General features: G+C 60.0%; 9 protein-coding genes and 1 pseudogene. 3 read left to right on the plus strand and 7 right to left on the minus strand.

The features are described 5' to 3' along the window. From U9R61_RS08240 to U9R61_RS08250, 3 genes and pseudogenes are all read right to left on the minus strand, one after another. A pseudogene (locus U9R61_RS08240) lies at positions 1 to 293 on the minus strand (hydrogenase); the annotation flags it as partial. A gap of 2 nt (positions 294 to 295) precedes the next feature. Continuing rightward, positions 296 to 3,385 (minus strand): TAT-variant-translocated molybdopterin oxidoreductase, encoded by a 3,090-nt coding sequence (locus U9R61_RS08245; protein ID WP_322488338.1) that lies wholly within the window; start codon positions 3,383 to 3,385, stop codon positions 296 to 298. An 84-nt stretch (positions 3,386 to 3,469) separates the two neighbouring features. Further along, positions 3,470 to 4,129, minus strand: coding sequence for a cytochrome c3 family protein (locus U9R61_RS08250; RefSeq protein WP_322488339.1), 660 nt, complete (start codon positions 4,127 to 4,129; stop codon positions 3,470 to 3,472). Between the two features lie 398 nt (positions 4,130 to 4,527). Here U9R61_RS08250 and ychF point away from each other — a divergent pair, with 398 nt between their 5' ends. Together ychF and U9R61_RS08260 are read left to right on the plus strand one after the other, a co-directional pair. Then, a complete protein-coding gene (gene ychF, locus U9R61_RS08255; protein WP_322488340.1) occupies positions 4,528 to 5,610 on the plus strand; it encodes a redox-regulated ATPase YchF in 1,083 nt (360 codons plus the stop codon). Beyond that, the gene (locus U9R61_RS08260) at positions 5,603 to 6,964 is read left to right on the plus strand and encodes a glycerate kinase type-2 family protein (RefSeq protein WP_416208831.1); all 1,362 of its coding nucleotides are present in this window, start codon (positions 5,603 to 5,605) and stop codon (positions 6,962 to 6,964) included. The genes ychF and U9R61_RS08260 overlap by 8 nt, the downstream gene beginning before the upstream one ends. 763 nt (positions 6,965 to 7,727) lie before the next feature. Here the strand turns inward: U9R61_RS08260 and U9R61_RS08265 are convergent. The 3 genes from U9R61_RS08265 to U9R61_RS08275 all read right to left on the minus strand — a co-directional run bounded on the left by U9R61_RS08265 (position 7,728) and on the right by U9R61_RS08275 (position 11,266). Continuing rightward, positions 7,728 to 8,894: a GHMP kinase gene (locus U9R61_RS08265; protein ID WP_322488342.1), complete on the minus strand. Its 1,167-nt coding sequence runs from the start codon at positions 8,892 to 8,894 to the stop codon at positions 7,728 to 7,730. Between the two features lie 16 nt (positions 8,895 to 8,910). Beyond that, the gene (guaB, locus tag U9R61_RS08270) at positions 8,911 to 10,392 is read right to left on the minus strand and encodes an IMP dehydrogenase (protein ID WP_322488343.1); all 1,482 of its coding nucleotides are present in this window, start codon (positions 10,390 to 10,392) and stop codon (positions 8,911 to 8,913) included. Between the two features lie 145 nt (positions 10,393 to 10,537). Further along, complete coding sequence (locus U9R61_RS08275) at positions 10,538 to 11,266, minus strand: GIDE domain-containing protein (RefSeq protein ID WP_322488344.1); 729 nt, start codon at positions 11,264 to 11,266, stop codon at positions 10,538 to 10,540. A 135-nt stretch (positions 11,267 to 11,401) separates the two neighbouring features. On the opposite strand from U9R61_RS08275, the gene U9R61_RS08280 reads away from it, so the two are divergent. Then, a complete protein-coding gene (locus U9R61_RS08280; protein WP_322488345.1) occupies positions 11,402 to 11,839 on the plus strand; it encodes a hypothetical protein in 438 nt (145 codons plus the stop codon). A gap of 91 nt (positions 11,840 to 11,930) precedes the next feature. Here the strand turns inward: U9R61_RS08280 and U9R61_RS08285 are convergent, their stop codons facing one another. After that, the gene (locus tag U9R61_RS08285; protein ID WP_322488346.1) at positions 11,931 to 14,129 is read right to left on the minus strand and encodes a serine/threonine protein phosphatase; all 2,199 of its coding nucleotides are present in this window, start codon (positions 14,127 to 14,129) and stop codon (positions 11,931 to 11,933) included. Positions 14,130 to 14,459: the final 330 nt, after the last annotated feature.

The raw sequence follows: 14,459 nt of genomic DNA on the forward strand, positions 1-14,459 counted from the left end.
CCGATACCGATCCACCACACGAAGTTGATGATGTCCATGCCCCAGCCGACCGGGATATTGATACCCCAGATACCGACGCCGCGGATGAACAGCCACGTCACCGCCACAAAGAAGATCATCAGCAAGAAGAACGCCACGCTAAAGCCGGCCAGCCAGCCCTTCGGGGTCTTCAGCGGCGGCGTTAACGGGACATCGCCGATCTTTTGAGTGATCGACGTGTAGGTTTCCCCCGGCAGCAGATAGGCTTCGCCGTCATCGACGGGCCGGGTTCGGAGTGGTTGCGCCTGTGCCATCGCTAGCCTTCCACCTTTTCTAGATCCTCAGACGGGTTGCGGACACGGGCCAGATATGTCGTGCGCGGGACAGTGTTCAGGAAGCCGAGCAGGCCGTAGTTGTGCCCTTCCGCCTTCCACTTGGCGACACGGCTGGTGGTGTCGTTAATATCGCCAAAGACGATCGCGCCGGTCGGACATGCCTGCTCACAGGCAGTCTGAATGACGCCATCGCTAATGACATACGACGACTGGCCAGCCTGCACCGCTGCGCGTTTGGCAGCAATGCGCGCCCCGCTAATGCGCTGCACGCAGTAGGTACACTTCTCCATCACACCTCGGATGCGCACCGTCACATCTGGGTTGAATGCGAGCTTGAAGGTCTCGGTTGTCGTATCACTGTACTGCAAGAAGTTAAACCGCCGCACCTTGTACGGGCAGTTGTTCGAGCAATACTTGGTGCCGACACAGCGATTATACACCATGTTGTTAAGGCCTTCGTAATCGTGAACGGTGGCAGCAACCGGGCAGACAACCTCACATGGCGCCTTTTCGCACTGCATGCAGTTGACAGGCATCATGTAGGTAGAAGGATTATCCAAATCGTCACCGGCGTAGTAGCGATCGATCCGGATCCAGTGCATCTCACGCCCGCGCGAGACTTGATCCTTGCCGACGACCGCGATGTTGTTTTCGGCTTGGCAAGCGACGACACAAGCGTTGCAGCCAATGCAGGCATTGAGGTTAATCGTCATGCCCCACGCATTGCGACCGGTGTAATCATCACCGGGTTGCAGCGAGAGATAGCCGGGCGACTCGCGGCCATACTCTTCTTTGTACACCTCTTTTGCGATGTACTTGGGGTCTTCCTTAAACTTCTTAAACTCGCCGACGCGATAAATATCGCGCCCTTCCAGCGTCCAGTGATCTTGCGTGCTCACGAGCAAGTAGGTGCGACCGGTATTGGTCACGCGCGCGCCGGCGCCAAACCATGGGCTATCGCTGGTGCGGATGGGGTAGACATCAACCCCCACGCCATTGCCGACCCGGCCCGCATTGGTGCGGCCATAACCGAGGTTCAGCGTAATCGAGTCTTCGGCGTGGCCGGGGAGCAGCCAAATTGGCAGCTCGACCACCCCGCCGCGGTACTCGATGCGGGCAATCGTGCCATTCACCTTCGAGAGCTGTTCGAGATAGATTTGGCGTTGGCGATCGTCCTCTTCGCTGCCAACCAAACGATCGGCGCTAAAGGGCAGGCCAAGCAGCTTAATCGCCGTGCGCGGGCTCATCAGCGCCGCGTTATCCCAGACCAGCTTGGTGAGCGGGCGGGGCAGCTCTTGCAGCCAACCGTTATTTGCATAGAAGCCATCGAAAAGTGATGGGTCAGGCCGGAAGACGATCTCGACGCCGCTGCCCGGCTGCGGAATCTCGGCTGCCCGAATGGCGGCTTCGTTCAGGGTTGGCGTAATCACCGGCGACGTCGTATCGGCGATCACGCCGGTCGCCAGCGCGCTTTCCCAATTGGTTGAGCCGATCTGCTCTTCCCAATACCCGCGCACGAGATCGTAGCTGTCAGCATCGGGTTGGCCGAGCATCGCCGCCAGCAGTTCATTGGCCGTCTTCCCGCCATAAAGCGGCTCGATCAGCGGCTGGACAATGCTAGCTGTGCCATCGAAGGCGCGTGCATCACCCCAGCTCTCGAGCGGATGGGCCTGCGGAATATGCCACGTGGCCCGAACTGATGTCTCGTCAACGAACTGGCTCAGATGAATCGTCAGTGGCACTGTCGCCATCCGGTCGGCGAAGCGGAGGTCACCGGGAGCATTGTAGACTGGGTTGCCGCCGATCATAATCAAGGTCTCGACCCGCCCAGCGGCCATCTCACTGACCAGCGTCACCAGATCGTTGGTCTGGTTAGTGGGGCGGGCTTCCACCGGCTCGTGGTAGAAGACCGTTTGGCCGACGTTACCAAGATCGGCGTTGATCAGATGAGCAAGGGCATGCACCACTGGCGGCTGCTGATCGCCGGCAATCACCACCACGCGGCCCCGATGCTCTTCGAGGTCTTTGGCGATCGCTTTCAGGAACTCTTCCGCCTTCGGGCCAAGCGCAGCCGGAGCGCCGCCAACCCCCAATTCGTGGGCCAAGGCGCCGGTAAAGGCAGCGATGGCATCGGCACGCAGCGGCAGCCGGTGATCAGCGGCAGTGCCGGTGGTTGAGGGGCTGGCCTCGACCACATACAGCCGGTTCATCTCGCTGCTGCCCTTGCGCACCTTGCGCGCATCGGCGAAAGCGCGGGCATACGCGCCGAAGCCGGGGCCGGGGGCAAGGAAGTCGGCATCAAGACTGACGATGACCAGCGTCTTTGACAGATCGTAGCGGGCGGTGACATCGCGGCCAAAGGCGAGGCGCGCGCCTTCAACCACGTTGTCGCGGTTGACCGGCTCGTACTGGTACCAGCGTGCCTGCGGGTAGGCCTGCAAAAACTGCTCGATCTGTGCAGCCAGCGATGGCGATGTGACATTGGTGGTCAACAGCCGCACACCGGACCCCTGTGACGCTTGGGCTGCCGTCAGCGCATTGGTCAGCGTCGCGGTAAACTCGGCCCACGTGCTTGCCACCCCCTGCCGCAACACGGTTGTCGAGCGGTCGGGATCATACATCGTCAAAATCTCGGCCTGCGCAAACAGATCGGTACCGCCAAGGCTGGCCGGGTGACGCGGGTTGCCTTCCACCTTGGTCGGGCGCCCTTCGTTTGCGCGCACGAGCACCCCAGCACCATAGCCGCCGAGGGTGAGCGTAGAGGCGAAAAACTGGGGGACGCCGGGAATGCGGCCTTCCGGTTGGCGATCAAAGGGCGCGATATACTGGCGCGGCTGATAGGTGCAGGCCGTCACGCCCGCCAAGGCTAACGAGGCCCCCATCAGTTTCAGGAATGTGCGCCGGCTCATTCCATCGCTCATCTCGCTCGCGCCGCGCGGAAACTCGCGCTCCACCAGTTCGCGGAACGCCGGCGAATCGGCCAGTTGATCGAGCGAACGCCAGAACTGCGGTCCGCGCGCGTCGCGCAACTGAGCGCGAATGGCCTCGAGGTCAGGTTGCTGCTGTGTCATGGTTGTTTACCACCACCGTTGCTAATGAATCCAGCGGGCACATAGGCGTGCCGTTTGAACCTGGGCGGCACGCAGTCGAGCGGCTTAGCGATGGCACACGTAACAGTTGGTCAACTGATCGGGCGGCATGATGCCGTATTCCGCCACCAACCGGCGACCGATCTCCAGTTGGTTCGACGGTGGTACGTAATCCATGTTGTAGACCTCTTCACGTGGCCGGACGTACAATTCAGGATTGCGGTGACAGTTGAGGCACCAACCCATATACAGCGCCTGCTGCTGCCAGACCACCGGCATATTGTTCACTTGCCCGTGACAGGTCGAGCAGCCGATGCCCTTGTTGACGTGGATCGAGTGGTTGAAGTACACGAAATTGGGCAGGTCGTACACTTTTACCCACTCAATCGGTTTACCGGTGGCGTAGCTCTCGCGCACCTTCTCCAACAGGGGACTGTAGGTCTTGATCTGCGAGTGGCAGGTCATACACGTTTCGGTCGCCGGAATATTGGCGAAATACGATTGGTCGACCGAGACGTGGCAGTAGCGACAATCGATGCCGACGATGTTGTAGTGGAGTTGATGGCTGAACGCCACCGGCTGTTCGATTGCCACGTTCACTTGCCGGAAGTAGTTGGAGCGGAAGTAGACGCCGAGAATGAGGATGCCTTCGACGACGAGCAAGACGAGCGCGAAGATGCTTAGGCGAGCCAGAAGGTTGGCATTGCGGGGGAAGATCTGTGCCATGCTGCGTTACCCTGTTCAGGAAGCGAACTGCACGGTGTAAACCTGACGGTATTATAGAACCGTTTTGCTTTTGCGTCAAATACTCAGACGTGCCAATATCTTTCTTTCCTAATATAATGCCGAAAATGCGAATTTGACAACGTGGTTTAGGTGACATGTTTTTGCATATTGTGCATTAGCTGTGCGCGCGGCATACCTCGCATCCTTTGTCACGCCATGGTGACGGCACTTGGCTGGTTACGGGCTCATCTCCATCTATAGTACCACAATTTTTTGTGCAAACGATATGCAATTTTGTGACAAGCTTCGCAAATATGCAGCGCGAAGTGCAGGCGGAGGGCGCCGGCAACTTATGGTATAGTGTGCAGCAATGAGAAGAACCGCGCGAGGACGTAGCGATGAAAATAGCAATTATTGGCTTGCCCAACAGCGGCAAAACAACAGTCTTTAATGCGCTGACCCGCGGCCATGCCGAGACGGCGGCCTATTCATCGGGGCAGCTTGAGCCGAATTTGGCGACGGTAAAGGTGCCCGACCCGCGGCTCGATGTGCTGGCGCAAATGTTTAAACCTCGCAAGATTACCTCCGCCGATGTCCAGTACGTTGATATTGGCGGTCTCAGCGGCAGCGGTCGCACCGGCGGCGGCTTGCCGCCGGTCTTGCTGAACTATATTGCCTCGGCTGATGCACTCTTGCATGTGGTGCGCGCGTTTGAGGATCCAACCGTTCCCCATCCCAATGGCTCGGTTGATCCGCAGCGTGATATTGCTGCGGTTGATCTTGAATTGGCCTTTTCCGATCTGGGCATTATTGAGCGCCGGCTCAACCGGCTCAACGCCGAGATCCCGAAGTTGCCGGCCAAAGAGAAAGAACTGCGCACCGCCGAGCGCGATCTGTTGCAGCGGCTGCGCGAGGCTCTCGAAGCCGAGATACCAATTCGTGCATTGGAACTGACTGATGACGAGGCGCGCATGATTCGCGGCTACCAGTTCCTCACCGCCAAGCCGATGCTGATTGCGCCGAATATTGGTGAAGCTGATATCGCCCATCCGCCGCAGATTGTGTATCCTCATCGCAACAGCGCGGTCGAGCCGCTCTGCGGCAAGATCGAGGCCGAGCTGGCCCAGCTCGATGATGAAGAAGCGCGCGCGTTTATGGAAGACCTCAGCATTACGGCCCCGGCCCGCGATCGGGTGATTAAGGCGAGCTATGCCTTGCTCGGCCTGATCAGCTTTCTCACTGCCGGCCCCGACGAGGTGCGCGCATGGCCCATCCCGCACGGGACGCCGGCGGTCGAAGCGGCGGGAGTGATCCATTCCGATATTCAGCGCGGCTTTATCCGGGCCGAAATTGTGGCCTATCACGATCTTATCGCTGCCGGCAGCATGCATGAGGCTAAGAAGGCCGGTCACGTGCGTATGGAAGGCAAGCAATACATCGTCCAAGATGGTGACATCTGCCATTTCCTCTTCAATGTCTGAGCGATTGTTAACGGCCTCGTTACGATCAGCGCCGTGGGGCAAGGCTGTGGCTCAGGTGATGGCAGCAGCGTTGGCTGCGGTCGATCCAGTCCAAGCCACAGCCGTCTCATTGCGTCGCGAAGGTGACTGGTTGATCGCTGGCGAGCGCCGCTACGATCTGCGCGTGTTTGAGCGGGTTTGGTTGGTGGGTGCGGGGAAGGCTGGAGCCGCGATGGCGCAAGCAGCGGCAGCCACGCTTGGCGACCGGCTCAGCCGCGGGATCGTCGTGGTGAAAGATGACGGTGCGCTGTTACCGGCGATCCCCGGTGTGCAACTCGTGCAGGCGGCCCATCCTACCCCTGACGAGCGCAGCGTCGCTGCGGGGCAGCAGATTGCGGATCTCTTGGATCAAGCCAATGAACGTGATCTAGTCATTGCCCTGATTTCGGGCGGCGGGTCGGCCTTGCTCAACCTGCCGGTTCCCGGCGTGACCCTCGCCGCTCTGCAGCGATTGACCGCCGAATTGCTCACCTGCGGCGCGCCAATTGGCGCAATCAACACGCTGCGCAAGCACCTTGACCGGCTCAAAGGCGGCGGCTTGGCCCGGTTGGCGGCTCCGGCGACGCTAATCACGCTGATCCTCTCAGATGTGGTCGGGAGTCCGCTTGACGTCATTGCCTCTGGCCCGACGGTCGCCGATCCGACTACGTTTGCCGATGCCTTGGCGCTGCTCGATCACTACGAACTGCGCGATCGGTGTCCGCCGACCATCCTTGCCTACCTAACGGCAGGCGCGCGCGGCGAACAGCCCGAAACGCTCAAGCCGGGTGATCCGGTGTTGGCGAAGATACAGCATGTATTGATCGGGAGCAATGCGCAAGCGGCGCACGCTGCCTTGGCCGCAGCGCAGGCCGCCGGTTTTCATACTCTATTGCTCACCACCTCGCTTGAGGGAGAGGCGCGTGAGGTAGGGAAGGTGCTGGCCGCGATTGCCCGTGAGATTGCCACCAGCGGCCATCCGTTCGCTCGTCCGGCCTGTGTGATTGCCGGCGGCGAAACGACCGTTACGCTGCGGGGGACGGGGCTTGGCGGGCGCAATCAAGAATTGGCGCTGAGTGCCGCGCTGGCGTTAGCGGGCTTGGCCGATGCAGCGGTGATTACGTTGGCCACCGATGGCGGCGATGGCCCGACCGATGCTGCCGGCGCGGTGGCGACCGGTGCGACGGTAGCGCGAGCGCGGGCATTAGGTCTTGATCCGCTCGACCATCTGCGCCGCAACGACGCCTACCCCTTCTTTGCCGCGCTTGATGACCTCTTGCGGCCCGGCCCGACCGGCACGAATGTGAATGATTTAGCGTTGGTGGTGGTGGGGTAGGCGCAAGATTATTGCTGACCAAAGCACTGGCTGCGCCGTTGCAGATCGGTGAAGATTGCTTCGATCTCGACGAGATCAGAGGGGGGTAATATACGCGGATAATGTTTGCAAGGGTGCTGTCACGTCTGGCCGATAGTATGTGGATGAGGGTAGCAATATCGTTTTCGTACAACCCAATTCGGGCGAAGTTGCCTTGCCGGTAAAGTGAGGGCAGCGCATAAAGTTTAAGCAACAACAAACCCTCAACAGTCACAATCGGTACGGGTTGTTCAAGGAGTGCAACCGGTTGGACATACCGGCAGTAGACATGCCGGAACAACGCATTGCGCGTCAAGAGAATGTCTACCGGTCATTCAGCAAACATCGCTCGGACAACATCGTTATCTTGCTGCAAGATGGTCAGTTCCGGCAGCTTTTTCAAGGCCGTCGCCGCCATTATAACATCGAGATCATGGGTGTTGCGTCCTTGCACACATAGTGCAGTAGCGTAACGCCGCCAGCCAACGCATCCTTGATTCGCCGTTGGGCTAAGAGCGTGAACAAATGCTGCACCGCTGCAATGTAATGAGCCGGCTCATATGCTCTTGGCTTGCCGGTTGCGCCAGCGCTGGGTATTGAACGCAAGCGTAGGCTCCACGATTGCGCCCATCTGGGTCGCGCTTGATCAGCCCATCGCCAGATCTGCTCTGCCGAGCCAACGTGTGGTTAGATGCGCAGGGATACGACAGGAGGCATCCCTGCGCTCGAGGTGCTTGCGCAATGCTTACGACAGCTCGCTGAGCGCCTCTTCCACCGTGATCAGATGGGCTGGGCCGCCGATCGGGGCTTGGACGGTTTCTAACCCCAAGCCCAAATCGTGGATAGCCACCGTTACCGAGGGGGCGAGATCGCGGCGGGTGATGAAGACCACGGTCGGACCGGTATCGGTGCTCGCATAAACCGGCACGCCACGGGCGCGCAGATCGTTGCAAAGCCGGAACAGTGTGATATTTTCCGGCTCCCACCCAATAATCTTCTGCTCGCGCGAACCAGACATCGTGACGCCGTGCAGGCGCATACTGTCGAGTTCGGCGAGTTGGCCGATGGTTTGCCAATCGCCGCGGCGGGCGGCGGCGATGCACTCGCGCACCTCCTCGCCGCGCGAATGAATCCATGCCCGGAAGAAGATACTGTTAGGCGCGTCGTGATGAGCCTGTTCGGTCTTCAAACCGACCCGCGAGTCAATCGGCACCGTAATCAGCGCGACATCCTCAAGCTCGTGGTCTTGGTCAAGGCGGACAGCGAAGCTTTCTGACGGCGGAATGCCGGGGTAACTGAGCCAGAGGGCCAAGCCGCCGGCGGCGCTGCGGCAGCCAGAGCCGGCCAGCCGGCGGGCGAGGGTGGAGATAAAGCGTGTGTGGCCAGCCAATTCAGGGCCAAAAAGGGCGCCGACCGCCGCGCAGGCCAATGCGGCGGCAGCCGAGGCGCTGGTGCCCAAGCCTTTACCGGCGACACGAGTGCGCAACACATTGCGCGAGACGACGCGGGCATGGCTAGTGACACCGGCCAACTCACGCACGGCATCGAGCACCGTGACGATCCGTTCGAGCTCGCGGCCTTGCGCCGGTTTACCGCCGATGATGGCGCTATCGGCGGATATGGCCGGATCGAACTCAACCAGCGTCATCGTGTGAGCCGCGGCGTTATTGAGCGAAATTGAAGGTAAAAAGGCGATGCGCTGCGTCCAGTCGCTGAGGCCGTGATATTTCAGCACCCCCTGCATTGGGTACGCGCGGGCGGCGGCGATGCCTTGCGCGCGGGCCGGCGGCAGATGCGGCGGCGGTGGCAGTTCGATCCGGTGGTGGTGCAGATCGGCCAAGATGCGTTCGTGGGCTGTGCGCATCGGCCCGACCAGATCGGCGAAACCTTTTGGGATCAACGACTCATTCACGGCGCATTCCTCACTCTTACTGGCGACCGCCGTAATTCGGCGCCTGCTTGGTAATCACGACATCGTGCGGATGGCTCTCGATTTGGCCGGCAGTAGTGATGCGGATGAAACGGGCGTCGCGACGGACGGCTTCGATATTCGGTGCGCCGGCATACCCCATCCCAGCGCGCAAACCGCCGACCAGTTGGTAGACGGTGTCGCTGAGCGGGCCTTTGAACGGAACCATGCCTTCGATACCTTCGGCTACTAGTTTACGCGCTTCGGTAACGTTGGTCTGGAAGTAGCGGTCGCCGCCGCCGTGCTGCATCGCGCCAATGCTGCCCATGCCACGATAGCTCTTGTAGCTGCGGCCTTCGTAGAGGATCAGCTCGCCGGGACTTTCCTCGGTGCCGGCGAAGATCGAACCGATCATAACACTATGAGCGCCAGCGGCAATCGCCTTGGGAATATCACCCGAATACTTGATCCCGCCATCGGCGATAATCGGAATCTCGTAGGGTTCGGCGGCACGGGCGCAATCATAAATGGCGGTAATCTGCGGCATGCCGGCGCCGGTCACGACGCGGGTGGTGCAGATCGAGCCGGGGCCTTGCCCGACTTTCACGCCATCAACGCCGCGCTCGATCAGAGCGATGGTGGCGGCAGCGGTCGAGACATTGCCGCCGATGATTTCGACGCGGGGGAACAGCTCGCGCAGCTTGACGACCGCATCGAGCACGCCGCGCGAATGGCCGTGGGCGGTATCGACGACCAACACATCAACTCCGGCGCGCACCAGCTCGGCAGCCCGTTCGAGATAGTCGCCGCTAACGCCAACGGCTGCGCCGACGCGCAGCCGTCCCATATCATCTTTGCAAGCGTTGGGGTACTCGATCCGCTTCATAATATCTTTGACGGTGATCATCCCGCTCAGCTTGCCGCGTTCATCGACAACCAGCACCTTCTCGATCCGGTGGCGATGGAGGACTTCTTTGGCCTCTTCGAGGGTGGTGCCTTCGGGCACGGTTACGAGATTACGCGAGGTCATCAGCTCGCGGATGGGGCGATTACGGTCGGTCTCGAAGCGCAGGTCGCGGTTGGTGATAATGCCAACCAGATCGCCATCGGCGGTAGTGACGGGCACGCCAGAGATTTTGTACTCAGCCATTAAGTCAAGCGCATCGCCGACGGTGCGATCGGGCGGCAAGGTGATGGGGTCGGTAATCATCCCGCTCTCAGAGCGTTTCACCTTGCGTACCATCTCGGCCTGTTGGGCGATTGGCATATTCTTGTGAATAATGCCGATACCGCCCTCGCGGGCCAGCGCGATGGCCAGCCGGTGCTCGGTGACGGTATCCATTGCGGCGCTGACGATCGGAATATTGAGGCGAATGTTGCGCGTGAGCCATGTGCTCACATCAACCGTAGCGGGCAAGACATTCGACTCAGCCGGTATCAGCAGGACATCATCGAAGGTAAGCCCTTCGCGCGCAAATTTTTCCTCCCAAGCGATGCCCATACATTCCTCCGTGCAAGTGGTGATGTACAAAAAACCCCCCGCGGCCAGCGCAGGGGAATGAGAACAACTGCTGACGCCAAACGGCAAGGTACGAACAGATCGCGTCGCCGTCTTGCCTGTACTATACTCTGAGCGGCCCATGTCGTCAAACGAGCAAGCCGATCACGATGGCGACAATGCCGGCGCCGGCGCTAATGTCGCCCAATGCATAGAATAACAAGCTGCGGCGACCAAGACTCCGGTGCAAGGATCGTTCTGGCTGAAACGAGATCAGAAACAGCCCGCGTTGGCGGGGATTGGCGCCAATCTGGGGGTTAGCACCGAGTTGGCGCAGATAGCCGTGGACAAAGACCGGACTGCTGGTCGGCAACGCCCATTCTTGGCGCCAGATTTCGCGCTCACTGCCGCCAAGGCCAGTCATCTCTTCGTAGCGAGCGACGGTTTCCCGCAGGTCAAAGCTAGCGCCGGCGGTTACGATTGTGATCGCGCCGCTGGGATCGCGCACCTGAAACTCAGGTACGGACTGGGTATAGTCGTCGCCGAAGGCGGTTGCGGTCTTTCTTGGCTTGCCGTCCCAAGCGCGGCCCGCACCTTGTTCGCGCTCTTCATGCACCACGTAGCGAAAGGTGACGCACGACGTATCGCTGTAGGGTGCGCGGAGCGGCGTCTGCGTTTCCGTGATCCCTGTTACTTCGACAGCAGTACCGATGGGCAGTAACCCGGCGCGCACACGATCGAGCAGATCGCCGACTGGCCATGTTGGGGTCTGCTGGATAGCGGCGAGCCGGCGGTCAAGCCAATAGGCAACGGCGGCCAACGTCGCTGTGCCAAGGATGGCGAGGATGCCGCTGCTCATCAAGATCAGTGATGCCATGCGAGACTTCCTTGCTAAGTATAAATCTTATAACTATGGTTGCGGTGAAGCGAAACGTCTTTTTTTCGGCGCATCGGGGTGCTATGATGCTATGATGAGGATAACACAGTGCGGCATTGTGAAGGAGTGTAGTGTATGCTCAAACGAATTTTGCATGCCCTCGGCTTCATCGTTGCTGATGTGATCGTGATGATTATTCTCCACGGCAACTCACGCCAGTTTTGGCCGAAGATTCCCTACTTGAGTTTGCGCAACGAAAGCACGTTCGAGCACACCCGGTTACTCTTCAATACGTTCTTGGTCGTCACCATTGGGCAGGCGTTGATCGGCCAATTACCTCGTGAGCGGTGGGTGCCGCGCGGGATTGTCTTGGTGGCGTTGCCTGCCTCGTTACCGGCGCTGATCTTCTTTGGGCAGCGGGTGTTGCGGTTCGAGGGCGAGGCCAGCGAACGGTACAATCTCAGCTTAGTGCCGTTGTTGCCGATTGCCGCCACGGTACTGGAAGAGGTACTGGTCGATAAGCTCAATCCGTCCACTGCCGAACCGCATGCGGATTATAGCCATCTGGTGTGAGCGGCTGAGTGCTAGATGGTATAGACACTGTCATCATAAGGGCGGGTTTCAAACCCGCCCTGACACACCCGCCCTTACTCCTCCCTCATCTCTACCGCCACTCGGCAAACATCACATCGCTGCCGCGGCTAGGAACGCCGACGCCGCCGCGCACCGGTGCGCCCTGCTCATCGCGCACAGTGAACGTCACCTCTTGGCGCGGGCGCAAACCGCAGACGCGGGCATTGCCTCCGGCGTCGAATGCGCTGCTGAGACGCAGGCCGTCAATCGAAACGATCCAGCCGGCTGTATTAATCCCGCGAATCTGGATCAAGACGCAGCGCATATCTTCGTTACCATTGAGTCTGACGAACCGGAGCCGCGGCGGTTCCGGCGGCACGGTTGGGGTAGGCGGAGGTGGCACACCAGTATTGTCGATCAACCAGCGCTCGACATAACCGCTCGCTCCGATCAGCCGCGAGTCGGCGCTGGTGCGAATGCGCACCCGGTACCAACCAGCCGGTTGCTCGCTCAAAATATCTACTTCATCACCGTTGCGGATAGGCTCAGTCACGGCGCTCTCAGGCGATGGTTCAACCCGAATCCGAGTCAACGCCCCTTGGGCATCTTCTTCAATCCGTCCGGTATAGTGATAATCGGGGCGCACGCCCGATACCACGCGCACACTGCTATAGTCGCGCAGGGTGACAGCAGCGCCGGGAATGGGCGTGCCATTGAGTTCGAGGGTAAAGGGCGCCGAACCAGCGAACGGGATGTTCAGGGTGCTGATGCGCAAGCGTAATTCGTTGTCACTGCTGCCGGCCATGATATCGAGGGCAATCGGGTCATAGCCGGCGGCGCGCAGGGTTGCCGTGCGGACGGCGGACAGGCCTGAACCTTGGACGGTAAACTCAAGCGGAGTCGCGCCGGTGAAGAGGTCGATGGGGAAAATGCGATCAACGCGGAATGACTGGATCAGGACTGGTGATCGGGTTGGCGCCGGTGTAGGCGAAAGCGATAGCGGAGGGGGAGTGCGAGCCGTCACAGTGGCCGGGTTGGCAGGCACAGGCGTTGGTGTGGGGGTTGCCACGCGGTTGAGGCCAATCGCTGCCAGCACAACGAGCAAGATAATGGTAACGACACCAATGGCTACCGGCGCCGACCAATTCAGATTGCGCTGAGGGGCTGGCGTAGCGCTGGTTTGGGCTAATTCGCGTTCGATGGTGTCGATAGTTTGCATAACCTCGCTGGCCCGCGGGTCGTCTGAGGGCAGCCGGTCGAGCGCCGAACGGTAGACGGTCAGCGCCTGTGCCAGTTGGCCTTGGGTGCGCAGCGCAGCGGCATCAGTCATCAGCGGCGCAACTGGATCGTCCAGCGATGGAGCAATGATAGCCGGTGCTTGCGGTTCGGCGGCTGCCATTCTTGGCGAGGGCAACACCGCTTGCCACTCTTTGAGGAGCGGGCAATTCAGCGGGGTCGCGCTCTGCCAAAGCCGATCGAGCATTTGGGCCGGGCCCAGCCCCCAACGGCGGGCAAGCGCATCGCGGAGGATGTGGTAACGTTCGGTTGGTTGCAGCAGATCAGCGGGCGTGAAAAAGCTATCCGTCGCAGCGGCAGCGCGCACGGCATCGTCACACCAGCCAAGCAATTCAAGGATCAGCAACGCGCCGCCGAAGCGATCGGCTGACAATCCTTGCGCCGGCACCGGATGCCGGTACGGGCTAGTTGGTGTTGGCATCGGGAGACGGAGCACGCCGGCGCCGTGCATTGTTTCGAGATCAATGAGCGCAACCGGTGCGGTGGCGCCGGGATCGATCAATCCGGGGAGCATCACATGGGCTGATTGCAGATCGCCATGCACGAGGCCACGTTGCTCGATCTCGACAAGCAGATTGGTCAGCGCTTGGGCCAGCGCCTGACTTTGGCTGGGGCTGAGCGGGCGACGGTGATGGATCAATTCTTGCCATGGCGGGCCATACACCCATGGCATCAGGATGGCATAGTCGAGTTCGGGCCGTGTTGTCACCAATGCTGGTTGATTGGCGGCGGTGATAATCATGCGGCGCGCTGCTTGCAGGCCGGGAATACTGCTCACGTTCTGCAATTGCTGCGCGTGTTGGATCAACGACGGCTCGCAAAGCTGGGTTTGCACTTTGAGCGCGACAAACCCGCCAGCAGTACGCAATTGAATCACCCGACCGCTTTGACCCTCTTGCACAAACGGGCGTCCGGGTATGGCCGGATGGGCGCATACCTGATAGCTGATCCCGTCGATCACTAATTGCTCGTCAATTGCAGGTTGGAAGGGCATGGATGCAACCACACTCTGAGCGGCGGCAAGTGGTTGGCGCAGTGGATGGGTTGTTCGTAACTGCACCATGGATGATATAATTTAGTATACCACCTTGCTGTGTAAAGCTGATGCGACGATTGCCGGTAGGGAGATTCGCTGCCGTTATGCCGATGGCCCAGCTGTCGTTCTCACCGACCAATCCAAGGTTCTGTCTTGTCTTGACGCTGCTGCTTGGCAGCGGTTGGTGACAGCTATGCGCTGAACGCATATCGGGAATCCAGATTTGATCGGGTGATCTGAGCCGCATCTGCGTAATTGTGCGCCTCTGTTAAGTAAACGGTGAACAAT

The organism is Chloroflexus sp. (genome assembly GCF_034431535.1).
Classification (GTDB): domain Bacteria; phylum Chloroflexota; class Chloroflexia; order Chloroflexales; family Chloroflexaceae; genus Chloroflexus.